The sequence below is a fragment of the Polynucleobacter sp. MWH-UH25E genome (assembly GCF_018687095.1).
In the GTDB taxonomy this organism is placed as follows: Bacteria; Pseudomonadota; Gammaproteobacteria; order Burkholderiales; family Burkholderiaceae; genus Polynucleobacter.
In genome coordinates this window covers 731,672-750,519 of record NZ_CP061286.1, presented here as the reverse complement: position 1 = coordinate 750,519, position 18,848 = coordinate 731,672, and the positions used below count along the sequence as shown (strand labels likewise).

Below are 18,848 nucleotides of genomic sequence, written 5' to 3'. Positions count from 1 at the left end.
ATTCTCCTATGAACTTTACCCCCATAGAACTTGGTGCAAGTATTATTTTTGCAATTGCCGTTTTGCATACCTTTTGCACTGGCTATTTTGAATCTCTCTCAAAACATTCGCCAAGACATGCAGGCCTTTGGCATCTCTTAGGAGAGGTAGAAATTGTATTTGGCTTTTGGGCGGCTGTCCTTGTCATATACATCTCTTTAATTGGAGATTTGCACACTGCTAAATCCTATTTAAACAAGCGAAATTTCACAGAACCTTTGTTTGTTTTTGCCATCATGATCGTCGCTGGCAGTAAACCCATATTGCATTTCTCAACACAGCTACTCCATGCTGTAGCCAAGGTATTAAAACGCATGTTAGGCATGAGGGGCTCTCCAGTACTGTACTTTTTAACGCTCGGCTTCACACCGCTTCTCGGCTCCTTAATTACCGAACCTGCGGCGATGACCTTGGCGGCATTTTTATTGCGTGATCTTGTGTATCGACATCAATGCTCTAAATCATTGCTGTTTGGCACACTCGGCGTTCTATTTGTGAACATCTCTATTGGCGGTACTCTGACAAATTTTGCCGCCCCGCCAGTACTTATGGTTGCTGCCACATGGGAGTGGAGCTCAGCATTCATGTTTACTAATTTCGGAATGGAATCGTGCATTGCCATATTCATCAATGCTCTTGCAGCAACTCTTTTATTTCATCGCCAACTAATTGAGCCCTCCACATCAAGCCAGCACGAAAAAATGCCATTAACCGTAATTACGGTTCACCTGCTCTTCTTGTTAGGAGTGGTGGTATTTGCGCATGACCCCATTATTTTCATATGGCTGCTCTTATTCTTCATTGGTTACACCACTGCATACCCAAAATATCAGAGTCCACTGATTTTGAAAGAGGCTCTATTAGTTGGTTTTTTCTTATCTGGATTAGTAGTACTAGGTGCTTTACAAGGTTGGTGGCTACAACCAATACTAGAAATGATGAGCCCAACCGCTGTGTTCTATGGCAGCTTGGCTTTAACTGCAATTACCGATAATGCCGCCCTGACATATTTGGGCTCATTGGTAACAGGTACATCTTTAGATTTCAAACTTGCTTTAGTAGGTGGTGCAGTTGCCGGTGGCGGTCTTACGGTAATTGCAAATGCGCCAAACCCAGCGGGCATTGCAATATTGCGAAATTACTTTCCTGGCGGTGCCGTCTCTGCGCTTTATCTCTTTGTAGCCGCAATACCACCCACTCTAGTTGCAATCGCTGCCTATCGGCTACTTTAGATTCAGCAAGCGCTATACGCTGTAAAATCTGAGCCTCGCCCCCAGCTATAAACCTGAGAACGGCATATGAAAAAGCTCTATATCAAAACCTTTGGTTGCCAAATGAACGAGTACGACTCGGGCAAAATGGCCGATCTTCTCCATGCAGATGAAGGCATGGAAATGACTAATTCCCCAGAAGATGCGGATGTTGTTCTGCTTAATACATGCTCCATACGAGAAAAAGCGGAAGATAAAGTTTTCTCTGATCTTGGGCGCCTAAGAGAGCTAAAAAAAACAAAGCCCAATTTACTCATCGGGGTTGGTGGCTGCGTCGCCAGTCAAGAAGGTCAACAAATTGTTAGTCGTGCACCCTATGTCGATGTTGTTTTTGGCCCCCAAACTCTGCATCGCCTCACCGACCTTATTGCCGAACGCCGTAAAACAGGAGTTCCCCAGGTTGATATCTCATTTCCAGAAATTGAAAAATTTGATCGACTACCAGCATCACGTCAAACACGTGGCTCTGCATATGTATCGATCATGGAAGGTTGCTCCAAATATTGCAGCTATTGTGTTGTTCCCTACACACGAGGTGAAGAGGTATCACGCCCTTTTGATGATGTTCTGACTGAAGTTGCTGGACTTGCTGCTAATGGAGTTAAAGAAATTGTTTTACTGGGGCAAAATGTAAATGCTTATCGCGGGAAAATGGGTGACACTGCGGAGCTCGCTGACTTTGCTTTACTCATTGAATATATTGCCGAGATACCAGGGGTTGAGCGTATCCGCTTTACCACCAGCCACCCCAAAGAATTTACACAACGCTTAATTGATGTATATGCCAAGGTGCCGAAGCTAGTAAGTCATCTACATTTGCCAGTGCAACATGGCTCCGATGCCATGCTGTCGGCAATGAAACGCGGCTATACAGCGATTGAGTTCAAAAGCATTATTCGAAAAATGCGCGCTGTGCGCCCTGACTTGACCCTGTCAAGCGATTTTATTGTCGGCTTTCCCGGCGAGACTGATGCTGACTTTGAAAAACTTCTGAAGATGGTGCGAGACCTGAACTTTGATAACAGTTTTTGCTTTATCTTTAGTCCGCGTCCCGGAACGCCTGCGGCCAATCTTAGTGATACCACACCATATGAAGTGAAGTTAAAGCGCTTACAAACATTACTTACCCTTGTCGAGGAGCAAGCCAATCAAATTAGTCAAAAAATGCTGGGCAATGTTGAAACTGTTTTGGTTGAAGGCTTGGCAAAGGATGGGGTTAACCTACAAGGTAGGGCTGAGAATAATCGCGTAGTCCACTTTGCCGCGCCCAGCGATGAAGTTGACTCTATAACAGGACAAATGGTCGATATCCAAATTACCGAAGTGCTTAATTACACCCTCAGAGGTGAGATGGTAGAAGCGCATGCCAGCTAAATTGATTATTGATCTTCAGTTTGCTAGTCCAACTCTTGAGAGCGCTGTTGAAAAGACTGCCTCAGCAGCGCTCATCAAAAAATGGGTCAAAAGTACGGGCGTAAAGTCAGGGTTAATTACCCTTCGGTTTGTAAATGCCGCTGAAGGCAAAAAGCTGAATGCTTCTTTTCGAAAAAAAGATTACGCAACCAATGTACTTACTTTTCCCTATGAGCACTCTAAGAATGGTTTTACAGCAGACATCATTTTTTGCCTGCCTATTATTCAAAAAGAAGCGAGAGATCAAGAGAAAACATTGAAAGCCCATTTGGCGCATTTAATTATTCATGGATGTCTGCACGCTCAGGGTTACGACCATGAAAACGATCGGGATGCAAAAAAGATGGAGGCTCTGGAAATTAAGCTCCTGAAAACACTCGGATTTACCAATCCCTACCTAAACTCATAGTTTTCATTTGTCATCTTTCTACGCTATTCTTGTCATATGCCTGACCCCAAATCCCTTTTAGATCGCCTGGCTGATTTCTTATCGCCGCAGCCAACCAGCCCCAGTGAGCGGCGTCAAGAACTGATTGAAACGCTACGTGAAGCCCAAACAGAGGGTCTAATTGATGCTGATGCACTTTCTATGATTGAAGGTGTCTTTCAGGTGGGTCAGCTATCTGCACGGGATATTCTGGTACCACGAGCGCAAATCGACTGGATCGACATTAACCAGCCTCTTGCAGATCTCATGAAAACCGCAATTGAGGCAGCGCACTCTCGTTTTCCAGTCTTTGAAGGAACGCGCGATAACGTGATTGGCATTTTGCTTGCTAAAGACTTATTGCGTCATGCAACTGAAAAAGATTTTCAGATACGAGACTGGTTACGTCCCGCAGTATTCATACCAGAATCAAAACGCCTTAGTGTTTTGTTGCGTGACTTTAAAGATAACCGCAATCACCTAGCTATTGTCGTTGATGAATATGGCGGGGTAGCTGGCATTATCACTATTGAAGATGTTCTCGAACAGATTGTTGGCGATATTGAAGATGAGCATGATATTGATGAGGAAGCTGACAACATTATCTCCCTCGACAATGGTGACATTCGGGTTAAAGGCATTACTGAGCTCGAACAATTTAACGAAACAATCGGCACACACTTTGCGATCGAAGATATCGATACTGTTGCTGGCTTGGTAATTCAGCATTTGGGACGTGTTCCCAAAATAGGCGAACGCATTACGATTGACGGGATTGAATTTGAAGTGCAGCGCGCCGATCCACGACAAATACATGTACTACTGGCCCGGCAATTGCCTCAATAAATTAATCAGGGCGTAACTTGCTCATTTCCAAGATATCTACTAAATACATTTCGGCTGGAGTTGTGCTTTTTGGACTTGGTGCACTTCTCGCCCTCATTGCTGAGCTGCCCCATGGGGGTTGGCTTCAAATACCGATACTAAGTATTGTCTGGTGGCGACTTCGAGATGAGGTGCCGCAAACAACAAAGCAATACTATGCTTGTGGACTTATTTTTGGGCTCGGTTATTTTTTAATTGGACTGTGGTGGCTGTATATCAGCATGCATGATGTTGGGGGTATGAATCCCATCCTCTCAGCTATCGCAGTCTTTCTGTTGTCACTCTACATGGCCTTGTATTTTTCCTTGGCCACTTTTACTATTCGCCATTTCAAGCAAGGTCAGATAGCTGGTTTATTGCTTGCCGCCAGTTGGGTGCTTACAGAATATTTACGTGGCTATATATTTACTGGCTTCCCGTGGATGGGGCTGGCAGAAAATCAATTTGATGGACCCTTCTCACCGCTTGCACCTGTCTTTGGCGGTCTTGCCTGTACATTCTTAGTGGTATGGGCTTCGTGGGAAATTCTGCAAATGAGAACACGCCCCATAAAGTGCGCTGTTACCTTGCTCGCAACAATCGCTTTGGTTCAATTTGCAGGAAAAATCTCCTACACAAAACCTTTTGGTGAGCCAATCAGTGTGCGCCTCATTCAAGGCAATTTTGCGCAGAGTCTCAAATTTAATCCGCAAGCAATTGGTCAGCAAATTAACTTCTATGTTTCAGAAATTCAGAAACAATCGGCTGATCTCATCATCATTCCTGAGACTGCTTTTCCTTGGCCACAAAATAATCTCCCATACAGCTTGTTAAATTATTTACAGAGTTATTCCAACACAAGCCTCAGTAATCTTTTGCTTGGTTTGGTTGGCGAAGTACCCGATAAACAAGGGATGCAATACACCAACCGCGCTATTGGCTTATCACCTAATGCTGAGCCATATCAATACGACAAGGTTCACCTAGTTCCATTTGGGGAATTCATCCCTCCAGGCTTTCATTGGTTCATCAAAGCATTTAATGTTCCTCTAAGTGACTTTGCGCGAGGCAGTCTTGATCAAAAACCCTTTAGCATTGAGCGCAAAAATCAAGCGAGTGTTAATGCGGCAATTACCATTTGCTACGAAGATGTCTTTGGGGATGAGCTAGCTTCTCGCGTACAGCGCAATAAAGAGCCAGTTCATTTGCTAATCAATATGACCAACTTAGCCTGGTTTGGTCAATCCCAAGCCCCCACTCAGCAATTACGCCTCTCACAATTAAGATCTTTGGAAACAGGCCTACCGGCCCTAAGAGCAACCAATACCGGCATCACTGCTGCCCTAGGCCCAGATGGCAAATTACTTCAAACCCTTCCAGAATTTACCCAAGCAACACTCATCACCAAAATCCAGCCTTACAGCGGTCAAACTCCCTATGTGAGATGGGGGAACCTACCGATCCTAAGTCTTTCCGCAGCATTGCTAATTTGGGGCTTTATTCGTCATCGTCGTTTTTAAGCATTTTTAACTCTATAGTGCGCTAGCCATGTAAAATCAATGGCTTAGCCAGGTTAATCATGCTTACTTTTCAGCAAATCATTCTCAAACTTCAAGATTATTGGGACCAACAAGGTTGTGCCCTATTGCAACCCATTGACTTAGAGGTTGGCGCAGGGACTTCCCATACTGCAACCTTCTTAAGGGCAATTGGACCGGAGCCTTGGAAAGCCGCTTATGTGCAACCATCGCGTCGACCTAAAGATGGGCGTTACGGTGAAAACCCAAATCGCTTGCAACACTACTATCAGTATCAGGTTGTTTTAAAACCAGCCCCTGAAAATATTCTGGAGTTGTATTTAGGCTCATTGGCGGCGCTCGGTTTAGATCTCAAACAAAATGACATTCGTTTTGTTGAGGACGATTGGGAAAACCCAACACTTGGTGCTTGGGGCTTGGGCTGGGAGGTATGGCTAAACGGCATGGAAGTTACCCAGTTCACTTACTTCCAACAAGTAGGTGGCCTTGACTGCAAACCAGTATTAGGCGAAATCACTTACGGTATCGAACGCTTAGCAATGTATATCCAAAATTGCTCGAATGTTTACGATCTCGTTTGGGCTGACGGAATCTCCTATGGCGATGTTTATCACCAAAACGAAGTTGAACAATCTTGCTACAACTTCGAACACTCAAATACAGATCTCTTATTTGCGAATTTTGGAAACTACGAAAGTGAAGCAAAACGCTTAATGGAAGTGCCGCTGGCGTTACCTGCTTATGAAATGGTTCTGAAGGCGGCGCACACTTTTAATTTATTAGATGCTCGTGGCGCTATATCCGTGACCGAGCGTGCCGCTTATATTGGTCGTATTCGCAATCTATCGCGCGCAGTTGCACAAGCTTACTTTGACTCCCGAGAAAAACTCGGCTTTCCAATGTGTCAACGCCAAACCAAGGCTTAAGAGCCTGACCGATTGAAATTATTGTTTTCTTATGAGCCTATCTAATTCAAACACTCCATCAGCAAGCCTGTTGATTGAAGTCTTTACCGAAGAATTGCCACCAAAGTCACTACGCCGTTTAGGTGATGCGTTTAGTGAAGGTATTTTTGCGGCCCTCAAGGCAGCCAATCTCACTACTGAGTCTTCAGTTGCAACCGGATTTGCTACTCCACGCCGCTTGGCTGTTCATGTGACCAGTGTATTAGGTCAGGCTCAAGATTACCCAGTAAGAGAAAAGCTCTTGCCAACGAGCATTGCATTTGATGCAGATGGCAAAGCAACAGCTCCATTATTAAAAAAATTAGCTGCTCTTGGTTTTTCTGATATTGACTTATCTAGCTTAGAAAAGTCAGGTGAGGGTAAGAATGAAGCGCTCTATCTCAATGTGATCGCTAAAGGCGCATCGCTTGAAAAAACTGCGCAAGCCGCATTAGAACAAACACTCAATAAACTACCGATTGCCAAAATGATGCACTACCAAGTGCAACAGAAAAACGGCGAACTCAGTGATGTTCAGTTTGCACGCCCAGCACATCGCATTATTGCGCTGCATGACAATAAAACCCTCAATATTCATGGTCTTGGCATTGATGCTGGCAATCAGACCGAGGGGCATCGCTTCTTAGCGCCTGGCGTATTTACGATTAGCGATGCAGATGAATATGAGAATGAGCTTCAAAGTAAAGCAAAGGTGATTCCTAGCTTTACTAAGCGTCGCGAGCAAATTAAAACGGCTTTACTTAAAGCAGCAGGTGATGATCTAGTCTTAATGCCGGATAGCCTGTTGGACGAGGTGACTTCACTAGTTGAATGGCCAGCCATCTATGAATGTCACTTTGACCCAGAATTTTTAGAAGTACCGCAAGAATGTCTGATTCTGACAATGCAGACAAATCAGAAATATTTTGCACTAACCGATAAACAAGGAAAGTTGCGCAATCGATTCTTGATTGTTTCAAACATTGAAACCGCCACACCTGATGCAATCATTTCCGGTAATGAACGAGTGGTGCGCCCCCGCTTATCGGATGCCCGCTTTTTCTTCCAGCAAGACCAGAAACGCCCACTAGCTTCTCGCGTGGCAGATCTTGGGAAAGTGGTCTATCACAATCAACTCGGCAATCAACTTGATCGCACCAAGCGCGTACAGAGTATTGCTACTGGAATCGCCAAGAAACTCAAAGCTGATGAAAAATTAGCTAGTCGTGCCGCTGAAATTGCCAAGACAGACTTACTCACCGACATGGTTGGTGAGTTCCCTGAGTTACAAGGCATCATGGGAACTTACTATGCGAATCATGATGGTGAAAATGCAGATGTTGCAGCAGCATGTAGCGAACACTATATGCCACGATTTGCTGGTGACAGCTTGCCCCAAACCCAAACCGGAACAATATTAGCAATCGCCGATAAGCTCGAAACGCTAGTCGGCATCTGGGGTGTAGGACTTGCGCCAACTGGCGATAAAGACCCTTATGCATTGCGTCGTCATGCGCTTGGTATTTGTCGTCTGCTTTTAGAAAAGAATCTTTCGCTAAGCTTGCCAGAATTAATTGAACTGGCGCGCGCACAATTTACTCAGAAAGATGTTCAAGATAAAGCCAAAACAGCTGATATCTATGAATTTATTATCGATCGTTTGCGTGCCTATCTACGTGACCAGTCCGTAGCAGGCAAACCATTTACCAGCGCTGAAATTGAAGCAGCTCTAAGCCAGTCTCCAGAGCAAATTAATGATGTGATTGAGCGCTTAACCGCTCTTCGCGAATTCAATGCATTACCTCAGGCGGCCCAGTTAGCTGCCGCTAATAAACGTATCAGCAATATTCTCAAGAAAACAACTACGGCTATTCCAGCAAGTTGCTCAAGCAAGCTTTTGCAAATTCCCGCTGAAATTTCCCTTCATCAAGCCCTAAATTCTGTTATTCCAACACTCAATGCCGCTTATGAAAAGCGTCAATATGTTGAACTTTTACAAGCATTAGTTGCGCTGAGCACACCTATTGATCAGTTCTTTGCGGATGTCATGGTAATGGACCCCAATACCGAACTGCGCGATAACCGTTTAGCCCTTTTGCAAGAACTACATCAAAAAATGAACCTTGTTGCCGATCTCGGCAAGTTGGCATGAGCACTGGCTCTTCTAAACTCATTATTTTGGATCGCGATGGCGTGATCAATGAAGATCGCGATGACTACGTCAAATCAGTAGACGAGTGGGTTCCGCTTCCAGGCAGCTTAGAAGCAATAGCACTTCTCAATCAAGCCGGCTATCAGATTGCTATTGCCACCAATCAATCGGGATTAGCAAGAGGCTACTTCACGATTAATGAACTGCATGCCATGCATAGCAAGATGGAGAAGCTTCTTAAGCCTCTAGGTGGCAATATCGACAGTATCTTTTTCTGCCCTCATACTGATGCTCATGCTTGCGATTGCAGAAAACCCGCTCCGGGGCTCATGAAAGAGATTGCTTTGCGCTACAAAAGAACAGATACAAAACATCCTTTATTAGGCGTTCCTATTGTTGGTGATTCTCTAAGAGATTTGCAGGCAGGCGTAGCATTAGGAGCGTCACCGCATTTGGTGCTGACTGGAAAGGGGCAGAAAACCCTGGCAAAGGGCGAACTTCCTGAGGGTACACAAATTCATGCGGACCTGATGGCATTCGCGAATACTTTACTAGCAAACAAAGCTTAGGATATTTATGGTGCTCATCCGCTCAACGATATTTGCCCTCTTCTTATTGGTCTTCACGCCAATTTGGTCAGTGCTATGCATGATTGCCTTTCCATTCCTAAGCCCAGAAAATCGCTACAACTTCATTGGACTTTGGAACAAAGTAGTCATTTGGCTCTTATGGCACCTCTGCGGCATTCATTATGAAATTCGAGGCATGGAAAACATGCGTGCCGTTTTAAATCAACCGGTAGTTATTCTGAGCAAACATCAATCTGCTTACGAAACTATTGCTTACATCGCCTTATTGCCCAAACAACTCTGCTTTGTTTTTAAACGTGAATTGCTTTGGATTCCATTTTTTGGCTGGGCACTTGCTTTGTTAAAAATGATTCACATTAATCGTGCCAATAAACAGACAGCAGCCTTATCTGTAGCCAGCCAAGGTCGCAAGCGCTTGAGCGAAGGCAAGTGGATCATGTTATTTCCTGAGGGCACAAGAACTCCAAGGGGCTCGACCAAGCCTTACCGAAAGGGTGGCGCAAGACTTGCAAGCGCTACTGGGGCTTTAGTAATTCCGATCGCCCACAATGCCGGCATTTGCTGGCCAAAAAATAGCTTTCTCAAACACCCGGGAACTGTGATTTTCTCAATTGGTCCAGCAATTACTTCCGAAGGAAAATCAGGAGAAGAGTTACAGCAAGAAGTTGAGGGCTGGATTGAAGCTGAGATGCGCGCAATAGACCCTAACGCATATAAGTAATTAAAAAATTAAGCGGCTAAAACCTTAGCCCATTCAATATAACGATCCACTGAAATATCTTGAGCCCTAGCCTTTAGCTCCTCTTCAGAGGGCTTTAGCTTGGCAGCAAATGCTTGTAGATTTGTTCTGAGCATTTTTCTTCTTTGTGAAAAAGCGGCTGCGACCACCTGCTCCAAAGCACTCCATTGAGTTTCATTTAAATTGAAATCTCTTCTAGGGATCATTCGCACCACCGCTGAATTCACTTTAGGTGCTGGCTCGAAAGCCTCAGGAGGCACCTCAAGAACTAACTCCATATCGTAGCGAGCTTGCAACATCACAGAAAGCCTACTGAAATCAGAACTTCCGGCTTGTGCCACCATACGTTCCACTACTTCGGCTTGGAGCATGAATACTTGCTCGTCAATATGTGAAGCAGCCGAAACCAAGTGAAAGAGTAGAGGTGATGAAATGTTGTAAGGCAGATTACCAACTACCTTGCATAAACCTGATTTTTCGGTACGTTGCTGCGCCCATTCATCAAAATTAAATTTGAGAGCATCACCTTCAATCACTGTTAAACCCGGAAGATTCTCATGATTCCAGTAAGCTACTAAATCTCGATCAATCTCCAATAAATCAAGATGGGCAAGGTTGCTTAGCAATGGCCTTGTTAGCGCACCAAGACCAGGTCCGATTTCAATGACGTGCATATCTGAACTTGGGTTAATCAGACGCACAATTGCATGAATGATGCCCTGATCTTGTAAGAAATTCTGGCCGAATCGTTTACGCGCGCGATGCATTAGCTAACCAACTGCTTTTTTGTAAGTGCCATCTGATACGCCGCACGAATAGCTTCTAACATTGATCCTGGGTCAGCGACACCCTTACCAGCAATATCTAGGGCGGTTCCATGATCCACGGAAGTGCGGATAATGGGCAAGCCCAAAGTAATGTTAACGCCACCACCAAAAGTGACAAACTTAAATGGGGCCAAACCTTGATCGTGATACATGGCTATGAAAGCATCTACCTGTTCTAAAGCCTTTGGATCAAACATCGTATCCCCAGGATAAGGTCCGGATACACATATGCCCATTTTTTTAGCGGTTTCAATTGCGGGGGAAATCATCTTAATCTCCTCTCGGCCCAAATACCCAGATTCGCCAGCGTGAGGATTTAGGCCTGACACGCGAATAATCGGTTTGGCGATACCCATTTTTAATTGAAGATCTTGTTGCACAATTTGGATGGTTTCCAAAATCAGATCTTGACTTAAGGAGGCGGAAACTTTTTGCAATGGCAAATGGGTTGTAACCAAGGCCACCCTCAGATCTCTTGAAGAAGATAGCCTCAAAAATCCTTTTGCCAGATTTGCACTCAGCATCATCACCACATGCTTCACATCGCAACGTTGCGCGAGATATTCGGTATGTCCAGTAAAAGTAAGTCCAGTTTGATTAATAACACTCTTTTGAATAGGTGCTGTAACCATCGCATCAAACTGCCCCGCTATGCAACCATCAATAGCCCTATCTAAGAGATGAATCACATATGGGCCATTTTGAGCGCTTAATTTGCCAGGAGTGGAGGAGGCAACAAGTGGAATAGCTTCAACTTGAAGGCGCTCAGAAGCAAGACCTTGCATGGCCTCCCTTAAAAGCTCCTTATCACCCAATAAAGTAATGCTCGCATTTGCTTGCTCAAGCAGAAACTGCTTGGCAGCCGCTATCGATACCTCAGGGCCAACACCAGCAGGTTCACCGGTGGTAATAACGAGCTTAACGAGGGGTGCCAGTTGCTGCATCTTCAATATTCAAGATTTTCACAGTCGCGGTATCTCGTATCTCGCGCAACCAATCCTGATAGGCTTGTTGCAACTTTCTTTCTCGAATGGTTGCGCGGGCAAATTCCTTTTGCTTCTCAACAGTCAGCTGAGCCTCTCGTCTTTCCAAAACCTGAATTAAATGCCAACCAAATTCAGTCTTAACTGGATTACTCACTTCACCAATTTGTAAACGATTCATTGCTTGCTCAAATTCAGGGACTAAATCCCCTGGCCCCATCCAGCCGAGATTGCCACCATTTGCTGCGGAGCCATCCTCAGAGTACTTCTTCGCCAACTCGCCAAAATCAGCAGTCTTGGCCCTTACCTGATCACGATAGCCAGCAAGTCGCCTCTCCGCATCCTGGTCAGTAAGACCAGAGCGATTGCGTAACAAAATATGACGCGCCATGGTTTGCGTAATGAGGATACTTTGAGGCGTATTCGGGGTAGAGGATGAAGCTTCCGCTGATTGAGGCTGCTGACCTGCAACTAGCGCTCGGCGATCCATTACTTTAAGAACGTGATAGCCAGCTGGACTTTTGACAACCCCACTTGCAAGTTGTCCACCACCAGTATTTCTGATGGCTTCATAAAATAGCTGCGGAAGCCTGTCGGGTGTTCGATAACCTAAATCTTGAAATTTAATTTTAGGATTTTCACTTGCAGCCATAGCCCCTAACTGCAAAAAGTCTCCGCCACCCTTGGCATCACGCAAAATTTGCTCGGCCCTTTTTTTAGCCTCTGCCTGCGCACCCGCTCCCGCAGAAGGATCAGCAGGAACAAAAATTTGAGCAACATCTATTTCTTCAGGCCCGCCCTTCGCGGCAGGAGCAGATCTTGGAGCGGTCGCGCCAAGAGCGCGCGTTCTTTCAGCAATAAAATTATCAATCTCTGCATCTGTAACCTTAATCTTGTCGCCAATTTCTTGCTCACGATAGCGACTCATAATGATGTCATCGCGCAGCACCTCTTTGTATCGATCAAAAGTTACGCCCGTAGCAACTACTTTTGACTTGAATTCTGTATAAGTTAATTTATTTTTTGAAGCAAGGTCATTAATAATCTTATCTAACTCTTTATTGGTAACTCTGATGCCAGCTTGCTCTGCGTTTTGCAATTGAATTTTTTCAATAATGAGTCTCTCTAAAACTTCTTTTCTCAAAGAAGTGGAGTCAGAAAGCTTAGTTCCCTGCTTTTGAAGCGTCGCAATACGGTCATCAATTTCTTTGCGAGTGACATAACCAGTATTAACTACTGCAGCAACACCATCAATATTGCGAATCTTGTTGTCACCAGGAATAGATATCTTGGATGTATCTTGTGCGCTCACCATCCCGGCAAATAAACATGCGCTGATGAACATAGAAAAATAAACAATTTTTTTCAAGCTGAACCTATAAAGCATCATTGGTAATTCTCATATATGGATGGAGGGATAGGCTTAGAAGTCGGCATATACCCAGGTACATTTAACTTCATGATATCAACAGGGTTGCTTCCCGCACTTGCAAAGCCCCTAAATTCAACCTGGAACAGGACTTGGGTGGTTGTGATAAGGGATGTATTAACTGCCTGAGAATAGGCGCCTCGGAAAGTCCAGCAATCCCTAGTCCATTCCAAGCCAACTAAAGTATTTAGGGTTTTAGTTGTCAAAGCATCGTAACCCCAACGTCCCAGCACCGAAACCTCGCGCGTCAGCGGCCATTGCCCAGAGATATTGTATTGGTCAGTAGTGGTCGCCGCGGGGGTTGCAACTTGATTGTTTTGTGCTGATGCCTGGATTGGTGGCGACCATACATTACGGTAGCCAAAGTTCAAACTTCTGCCAACTGTTGGGCGCCAACTTGCACCAACGGTTGTTTGCACAAAACGATTTAATTGGGTGTTGTACTGACCAAACATATCCGCACTAAAGTTACCGAGCAATCGAACAGACGCAGAGCCCAAGGTGTCTGAATATGTTGTAGGACTAGCAATATTTCCATATAAACCTACTTTTTGCGCAGTAAATTGTTGCTTCTGAGCCAAGGTCACAATCGCACGCTCTGCACCGGTATTCGCCTCAATCATGCGACTGGTTAAACCGAGCGTTGCTGCGTTGGTATCAGCAATACGATCATTGCCAATAAAAGTATTGGCAGTAAAAATTTGCGACACACCAAAACCCGCATCAGCAGTATCAAAAATAGGCGTATTGGCTTGACTTTGGTATGGCGTGTATGCATAAAACGCCCTTGGCTCCATTGTCAATAACATATCGCGGCCAAAGAAACCATGAAGCTCTGCAGCATCTCTTTCGAAAGACAATCCTGAATCTAAAGTAAATGTTGGCAAGGTAAAGCCTTGTACTGCCGCTGGGTTAGATAAGGTTCCTTGTGCTGAGTTAATTAACGCAACAGCACTTGGATTGGCGGTTGCATTGTAGGCATTCGACTGAAAACTTACTGTCGGCGTAATGTAATAACCGGGCGTAATTTGCGGCAGCGATAATCCAGCCTTTACTACAGTTCGATCTGCTTGTGTATATGCGCCTGGTGGTGGGGCATTAAAGTTACTGCCCAATGCGTAAGCAAAGCGGGTGTAATCAGCCGAGAAAGTGGTCTTTGGACCTGAAGGCAATGCTAAATACCGCCCTGTTGGATCCGATACTACAGGGCTAAGCTGACTGTTATAGGCAGCAGTGATATTTGGTAACACGTTGTAAGGCGCTTGCACTAAATTATTTGGATCAGGCTGCAAGGTTTGAAAAGTGGCCGCCTTAGCACCAACAACCCAATTGCTTAATGCGCCAGTCAACTGCTTAGATGTACCCAGCTCTTGACGGAATTGACTGGTAACTTGACCGGCAATACTTTGTGAAAAGGTAGTTGGATACAAGCTATCTGAGACACGTGACATATTGGCATAGCCGCTCCAAGAGCCGGGCATCGGGATACCACCGGGTCCAACGCCGCCAGAGAAGATTTGACGTTGCTGCCAATCGTACTTCCAACGATTCGTACCAGTCTGCTTGTCATAAGGCAAATATTCGCCGGTAGCAACACCGGAATACTCTCTCTCAAGAAAGCGGTAAGAAGCGCCAAGCATAAAACCACGATGATTCATTTCACGTGGCAACAACAATAAATCACGATTCGGAGCGATGTTTACATAGTATGGCGCTGTGATGTCTAGACCATTGTTAGAGTTATAACCAACAACCGGCGCCAGCAAACCAGTCCTGCGTTCGCCTGAAGTTGGTGCTGTGAAATAAGGTACATAGGCAATTGGCACATTAAAGAAACGCATCACACCATTGGTGCCAACCATTTCCTTTTGCTCATTATCGATTTCAAGATTATCAGCCGTGAAATACCAATCCATATTTTCTGGAGTACATGTGGTGTACGTAGCACGATCAAATACAAAGATGTCCGAGTTTTCAATCGTTAACTTATTGGCCGTACCATTTCCGCGCGTATCTCTGAGCTCATAAGAAGGTGACTCCATAAAACCTTCACGTGCATCGACCTTAAATTGCCCTTTTGGACCTTTGAAGGTTGTATTGCCTTTTGAAAGTTCAGCGTTACCAATTAAGTCGGCAATATCAGTATCAGGGTTATAGGTAATCTCATCCGCCTTTATCGCTGCTCCATTACGACGAATTTGAGCGCGACCTTTCAGATGCATATCTCGATCAACTACCCCATCAATCACATCACTAGATGTAAAGGTCAGAGCTTCACCATCAGAGATGGGTTTGCCTACACGCAGTTGATCATCAAGCTTGAGTACTGTGACATTTCCGCGGTCTGGCAAGAGCGTGAAATTCTGTGTAGCTTGAGAAACGGGAGGTAGCGCCGCTGGTGCCTGAGCATGCCCCAAAAGTGACACTGGGAGCAATGCCACCCCCATCAGTATGCGCAGGGTTAAGGCTAAAAAAAGAGGGGCGCAAAAGCCGGCGCGACGGCGATAATGACTCATGGATCCAGACCGCCTTATTATACGAATCGACCATGACTGACTCTCGCTTAAACACCCTAAAAAACTGGCTAAAAGCCCTCCAGGCTAACTGGCAATTAGATCTCGACACTTTGGCCCCGGCCTCTGCAGACGCCAGCTTTAGACGCTATTTCCGTATTCGGTCCCAAAATCCGAAATTTGGGACCTTAATCATCATGGATGCCCCACCCCAACATGAACCTCTAGATGCATTCATTCAGGTTGATTTACTACTGTCTGAAGCCGGGTTAAATGTGCCAAAAATCCTAGAACAAAATGCATCTGAAGGATTTTTGTTGTTAAACGATCTTGGCAACCAAACTTATCTCGCAGCGCTAAATAATCAAACTGCAAACGCACTTTATCAAGACGCAACGCATGCATTAATACAAATGCAACTTGCAAGCAAGCCGAACGTTTTGCCGAATTATGATGAAGCATTACTTCAGCGAGAATTAGATTTATTGCCTGATTGGTATCTCAAGGTACATCTACAAATTGAACTCACTGATATCCAAAAGCAACAACTCAAAGATGCTTTCGCATTAATCATCGAAAATAATTTGGCCCAAGCCAAGGTCTATGTACACCGCGATTACCATTCGCGCAACTTGATGGTTACAGCCGAAAATAATCCGGGCGTAATCGACTTTCAGGATGCTGTGTATGGCCCCATCACTTATGATGCTGCATCGCTTTGGCGAGATGCTTATATCTGCTGGCCTGAAGAGCGTGTTATCGATTGGGTTATTAAATTCTGGGAACAAGGTCGCACAGCGGGACTACCAATGCCAGATGACTTTGGACAGTTCTACCGAGACTTTGAATGGATGGGATTACAACGTCACCTCAAAGTACTAGGTATTTTTGCCAGACTATTCCATCGTGACGGCAAAGATGGTTATTTAAAAGATATCCCCTTGGTATTGGAGTACGCAATTGCAACTGCCAATCGCTATATCGAACTGAAACCATTGGCACGTATTTTGGAATCTACTCGAACCCCTCAGAAATAAGATTTACCAAAATGAATCAACGCACCTCTCTTCCATGCTTTTTGCTTGCTGCTGGCAGAGGAGAGCGTATGCGCCCTCTCACTGATAATTTGCCAAAACCTTTACTCACTATTCAAAATAAATCCTTGCTTGCATGGCACCTAGAAGCACTAGCAAATGCAGGAGTCAAAAAGGTAGTGATTAATCATGCATGGCTTGGTCACAAGATTGAGGAATCTTTAGGCACCGGAAATCAATTTGGCCTTCAAATCCAATACTCGCCAGAAGAAACCGCGCTTGAAACTGCCGGAGGAATAGTAAAGGCGCTACCTTTACTACAAGCAGATGATTACTTTTTGGTCATTAATGGCGATGTGTTTTGCCCAAATCTACCAATACATCAAATTCTGGAAGAAGTTTCTGGAATAAAAAATCAGTCAACTCCTGTATTGGCACATCTGTTAATGGTGCCAAACCCAATTCAGCATCCAAACGGTGATTTTTATCTTCAAGGTAATCGAGTTAGCACCCAGGAAAGAAGCGACTCGGAGAAGCTAACCTTTTCTGGAATCGGCATCTATCACAAAGATCTTTTCCAAAATCTGGATATAGGAAGTCCGGTCAAATTGGCGCCCCTCTTACGGGCGGCAATGGAACAAAATAAAGTGTCTGGTGAAAAATATCTTGGTCCGTGGCACGATGTAGGTACGCCACAACGCTTACAAGAGCTCAATGCCGCATATGAATAAAACTGATATTTATCAACTTCGCAGAAACGCTTTAGCTAAACACATTTTTGCCAAAACTGGTGGCGGCATTGCCGTGATCTCAACCGCCCCAGAGCTTGCACGCAACCGGGACAGTGACTTTCCCTATCGCCATGACAGTGACTTTTTTTATTTAACTGGCTTTGAAGAACCAGGAGCAACTTTGGTAATGAAAGTTTCTACTAATGGCAGTTCACATGCGCTTGAATCTCACTTATTTTGCAGACCCAAAGATCTTGAGCGTGAAATCTGGGATGGCATTCGTTTGGGGCCTGAGGCAGCACCCAAGGTATTAGGAATAGAGTTTGCTCACAGTAACCATGATCTTGATCAGAAGCTTGGTGAGTTGCTGGCAGATCAAACTGCGATTTATATTCGATTGGCTGAAAACAAAGAAGCGGATGCACAACTAAGACGTTGGATGAAACAAGTTCGCGCACAAGCGCGTAGCGGCATTAATCCGCCATCAGAATTGCACGATATTGAAGTGCTTATTCATGAAATGCGTTTATTTAAAGATGTGCACGAGCTGGATATCATGCGTCGCGCTGCCGCTATTTCTGCGCGCGCCCACATTCGCGCCATGCAAATTTGTAAGCCTGGTATGCGGGAGTATCAATTGGAAGCTGAATTGCTTCATGAATTTCGCAACAGCGGCGCACAAAGCGTCGCTTACAACAGCATTGTTGCCGGGGGCGCCAACTCTTGCATCCTTCACTATCGTGCTGGCTCTACCGAATTACGCAGTGGTGAGCTTTGCCTAATAGATGCAGGATGTGAATTAGATAGTTACGCTTCAGATATCACTCGTACTTTCCCGGTCAACGGAAAATTCACTGGTCCGCAACGCGCTCTCTATGACATTACTCTTGCAGCCCAGGAGGCAGCGATTTCTATGACCAAGCCTGGCAACACTTTCATGCAGCCTCATGAAGCTGCTGTAAAAGTACTTACACAAGGTTTATTGGATGAAAAATTAATCAAGCTAAATGATGTCGGCTCTTTAGAAAATGCTATCGAAACGGGTGCTTACAGACGCTTTTATATGCACCGCACTTCTCATTGGCTTGGCATGGATGTGCATGATGTGGGCTCTTATAGAGAGGAAATATCCAAACCCCAAACAGAAAAACCTTGGCGCATTCTGAAGAGCGGCATGGTAATTACCATCGAGCCAGGTCTTTACATTAGACCTGCCGATGATATTGATGAAGCCTTCTGGAATATTGGCATTCGCATTGAAGATGATGCTGTGATTAACGAATCAGGCTGCGAACTCATTTCTCGCGGAGTGCCAGTTAAGGCGGATGAGATTGAAGCCCTCATGAAGCACTAG

The 18,848-nt window shown here is 44.9% G+C and carries 16 protein-coding genes; 12 read left to right on the top strand and 4 right to left on the bottom strand.

Features of this window, described 5'->3' with window-relative positions; all coding sequences use genetic code 11:
* The first annotated feature begins 8 nt into the window (after positions 1-8).
* From ICV39_RS04035 to ICV39_RS03995, 9 genes are all read left to right on the top strand, one after another.
* Complete coding sequence (locus tag ICV39_RS04035; RefSeq protein WP_215390588.1) at positions 9-1,271, top strand: putative Na+/H+ antiporter; 1,263 nt, start codon at positions 9-11, stop codon at positions 1,269-1,271.
* Positions 1,272-1,337: 66 nt separating this feature from the next.
* Positions 1,338-2,684: a tRNA (N6-isopentenyl adenosine(37)-C2)-methylthiotransferase MiaB gene (miaB, locus tag ICV39_RS04030; RefSeq protein WP_215390587.1), complete on the top strand. Its 1,347-nt coding sequence runs from the start codon at positions 1,338-1,340 to the stop codon at positions 2,682-2,684.
* Complete coding sequence (gene ybeY / locus ICV39_RS04025) at positions 2,674-3,132, top strand: rRNA maturation RNase YbeY (RefSeq protein WP_215390586.1); 459 nt, start codon at positions 2,674-2,676, stop codon at positions 3,130-3,132. The genes miaB and ybeY overlap by 11 nt, the downstream gene beginning before the upstream one ends.
* A 36-nt stretch (positions 3,133-3,168) precedes the next feature.
* A complete protein-coding gene (locus tag ICV39_RS04020; RefSeq protein ID WP_215390585.1) occupies positions 3,169-3,996 on the top strand; it encodes an HlyC/CorC family transporter in 828 nt (275 codons plus the stop codon).
* A gap of 62 nt (positions 3,997-4,058) precedes the next feature.
* The gene (gene lnt, locus ICV39_RS04015) at positions 4,059-5,534 is read left to right on the top strand and encodes an apolipoprotein N-acyltransferase (RefSeq protein WP_251372731.1); all 1,476 of its coding nucleotides are present in this window, start codon (positions 4,059-4,061) and stop codon (positions 5,532-5,534) included.
* A 59-nt stretch (positions 5,535-5,593) separates the two neighbouring features.
* The gene (gene glyQ / locus ICV39_RS04010; protein WP_173956443.1) at positions 5,594-6,478 is read left to right on the top strand and encodes a glycine--tRNA ligase subunit alpha; all 885 of its coding nucleotides are present in this window, start codon (positions 5,594-5,596) and stop codon (positions 6,476-6,478) included.
* 31 nt (positions 6,479-6,509) lie between these two features.
* Entirely contained in the window at positions 6,510-8,648 is a 2,139-nt protein-coding gene (gene glyS, locus ICV39_RS04005) for a glycine--tRNA ligase subunit beta (RefSeq protein ID WP_215390584.1), read from the top strand.
* Complete coding sequence (gene gmhB / locus ICV39_RS04000) at positions 8,645-9,217, top strand: D-glycero-beta-D-manno-heptose 1,7-bisphosphate 7-phosphatase (protein WP_215390583.1); 573 nt, start codon at positions 8,645-8,647, stop codon at positions 9,215-9,217. Before glyS ends, gmhB begins: the two co-directional genes overlap by 4 nt.
* Positions 9,218-9,224: 7 nt before the next feature.
* A complete protein-coding gene (locus ICV39_RS03995) occupies positions 9,225-9,959 on the top strand; it encodes a 1-acyl-sn-glycerol-3-phosphate acyltransferase (protein ID WP_215390582.1) in 735 nt (244 codons plus the stop codon).
* A gap of 8 nt (positions 9,960-9,967) precedes the next feature.
* Here ICV39_RS03995 and rsmA read toward each other — a convergent pair whose 3' ends face one another.
* The 4 genes from rsmA to ICV39_RS03975 are packed head-to-tail and all read right to left on the bottom strand — an operon-like array spanning position 9,968 to position 15,732.
* Positions 9,968-10,744, bottom strand: a complete 777-nt coding sequence (gene rsmA / locus ICV39_RS03990) for a 16S rRNA (adenine(1518)-N(6)/adenine(1519)-N(6))-dimethyltransferase RsmA (RefSeq protein ID WP_215390581.1) — start codon at positions 10,742-10,744, stop codon at positions 9,968-9,970.
* On the bottom strand, positions 10,744-11,748 hold the full coding sequence (pdxA, locus tag ICV39_RS03985; protein WP_215390580.1) for a 4-hydroxythreonine-4-phosphate dehydrogenase PdxA: 1,005 nt from the start codon (positions 11,746-11,748) through the stop codon (positions 10,744-10,746). The genes rsmA and pdxA overlap by 1 nt, the downstream gene beginning before the upstream one ends.
* Complete coding sequence (locus ICV39_RS03980; RefSeq protein ID WP_251372730.1) at positions 11,723-13,156, bottom strand: peptidylprolyl isomerase; 1,434 nt, start codon at positions 13,154-13,156, stop codon at positions 11,723-11,725. Before ICV39_RS03980 ends, pdxA begins: the two co-directional genes overlap by 26 nt.
* A gap of 17 nt (positions 13,157-13,173) precedes the next feature.
* On the bottom strand, positions 13,174-15,732 hold the full coding sequence (locus ICV39_RS03975) for an LPS-assembly protein LptD (protein WP_215390579.1): 2,559 nt from the start codon (positions 15,730-15,732) through the stop codon (positions 13,174-13,176).
* 32 nt (positions 15,733-15,764) lie between these two features.
* Between ICV39_RS03975 and ICV39_RS03970 the strand changes: the two genes are divergently transcribed.
* Genes ICV39_RS03970 through pepP form a run of 3 tightly spaced genes read left to right on the top strand, consistent with a single transcriptional unit; the run spans position 15,765 to position 18,848 of the window.
* Positions 15,765-16,766 carry an aminoglycoside phosphotransferase family protein gene (locus ICV39_RS03970; RefSeq protein WP_215390578.1) on the top strand — a complete coding sequence of 334 codons (1,002 nt, stop codon included), beginning with the start codon at positions 15,765-15,767 and terminating at the stop codon, positions 16,764-16,766.
* 11 nt (positions 16,767-16,777) lie between these two features.
* Positions 16,778-17,494, top strand: coding sequence for an N-acetylmuramate alpha-1-phosphate uridylyltransferase MurU (gene murU, locus ICV39_RS03965; protein WP_215390577.1), 717 nt, complete (start codon positions 16,778-16,780; stop codon positions 17,492-17,494).
* Positions 17,487-18,848: a Xaa-Pro aminopeptidase gene (gene pepP, locus ICV39_RS03960; RefSeq protein WP_215390576.1), complete on the top strand. Its 1,362-nt coding sequence runs from the start codon at positions 17,487-17,489 to the stop codon at positions 18,846-18,848. Before murU ends, pepP begins: the two co-directional genes overlap by 8 nt.